The following is a 1,901-nucleotide window of genomic DNA, read 5'->3' as shown; positions in this document are numbered from 1 at the left end:
CCCAGACCGCTGCTCACCGCCTCCGGGTCGATCTCGGCGAGTCTGCGGTTGATGGCGAGGGCCTCGGTGGCGGCCTCGAGTGCCCGATCGGGTTCGACGGGTTCCGCGGCCAGGCAGGCACCCAGCGTCGCCAGGCAGGTGGCGAGCAGCGTGCCGTACCCCGCCTCCCCTGCCTCGGCCAGGGGGCGGCACAGCGCGATCGCGCGTTCGAGGTGGGGAAGTGCCTCGTCGCGCCGCTCCAGGTCGGCCAGCACCGAGCCGGCGGCGAGCCCGGCCAGTATCCGTCCCACGGTCCGCGTGGGGTCGCTCTCGGGCACGCGTCCCGCCTTGGCGACCGCTGCGGTGACGACCTCCTCGGCCTCGTCGAGGCGGCCCAGCATGAGCAGGAGGAATCCGCGGGTCCGCTGGGCCAGGTCGAGCGCCGGTTCGTGGGGGGCCGCCTCGTCGGCCGTCAGGCGCTCTCGGTGCTCGTCGGCCCGCTCGAGGGCGGTCAGCGCCTCGGTGGGGCGCAGCCGGGTCAGCAGTACCTCGGCGAGACAGCCCAACTCGGCAACGAGACCCACGCGTTCGACCACGCCCCCGCGGTCGGCGATGCGGCTGCGAACGGCGACGGCCTCGCGCGCGGCCGCCTCGGCGTCGCTGTAGCGCCCCAGTCTCGGCAGCAGGTTCCTCAGCTGGGCCAGCGCGGCCGCCAACCGGTCGTCGTAGCGTTCCGGATCGTCCTGTGCGAGGTCCCTCAGAACCTCCGCGGCCTCCGCTGCGGCCTCGGCTGCCTCGCGCCGCCTCCCGGCGCAGAAGGCGAAGGCGCCGAGCAACTCGAGCATGTCGACCAGCTCGGACGGCCCCGTCGACGACGGCGACCCGGCGTTCCTCCGGGCCAGGCGCACGGCCCTCCGCACCGGTGCGACCGCCTCGTCGAGGCGTCCGAGCGCATCGAGGCACATGGCACGGCCGATCAGCAGCTCGATCACCACCGGGTAGAGCGCCTCGGTGGCACCGGCGTAGCACGCGAGCACCGTGTCGAGGAGCTCCAGCGCCTCGCCCGCCCGATCCGCGGTGACCAGCATGCAGCGAAGGTTCCGCAGCAGACCGGCGAAGTTCCGGGCGATCGTGCGGGGCTGTGTCCTGGTGAGCTCGTGGTAGGCGCCCGCTGCTTCCACGGCGGCGGTGATCGCGGCCTCCGCCCGGCCGTCCGCGGCCGACCAGGAAGCCAGTGTGGCGAGGCCCATCGCCCGGGACGACGCGAAGACGGCGGGGTGCTCGTCGTACAGCTCGGAGTAGATGCGTGCGGCTTCGTCGGCCGCCGTCAGTGCTCCTGCGGTGTCTCCGCAGTCCCCGCGCTGGTTGGCCAGGGTGTTGAGGGACGTGGCCAACTCGTCGCGGTGACCGTCCCGCTGCGCGACGACCTCCCGGTGGAGCGCGACGGACCGAGCTGCGACCTCCACCGCCTCCTCGCTCTGCCCGAGTTCGCCGAGGTCGGTCGCGAGGGAGTTCAGGGACCGGGCGAGCGAGGGCCGGTACATGTCGGAGAGTTCCCGGTACAGGCGCTCGCGGATCCGGATGACCCTCCGGGTCAGCAGCAGCGCCTTGCGCCGGTCGCCCATCCGGCCCTGACAGTCGGCCAGGGTCCCGAGTGCCATGGCCAGATCGGGATCGTAGGCGTCCGGGTGCCGCTCGGCGAGCGGCTCGCACACCGCAACGGCCTCGGCAGCCGAATCGAGGGCCTCGCGGAAGTGGCCGACGGCGTTCAGTCGGATGGCGAGGTTGTTCAGGCGCAGCACGAGATCGCCGGCGGCGCCGGGCACCCCGGCCAGGACCAGCCTGCGCTGGACGGCCACCGCCTCGGCCATGCTCTCCAGCGCTTCCGCGTGCAGGCCGAGGTCGCTCTGGGCCGACGACAG

1 protein-coding gene is annotated in these 1,901 nt (G+C 73.6%); it reads right to left on the bottom strand.

Going from position 1 to position 1,901, the window contains the following annotated elements; translation table 11 throughout:
* A partial coding sequence (locus ABZ641_RS35485; protein ID WP_359988535.1) for a tetratricopeptide repeat protein occupies window positions 1–1,901 on the bottom strand: 1,901 nt, incomplete at both ends.

Origin of the sequence: Kitasatospora sp. NPDC007106 (genome assembly GCF_040634455.1) — a bacterium.
GTDB lineage: Bacteria > Actinomycetota > Actinomycetes > Streptomycetales > Streptomycetaceae > Kitasatospora > Kitasatospora arboriphila.
This window is presented reverse-complemented; position numbering and strand designations above follow the sequence as displayed.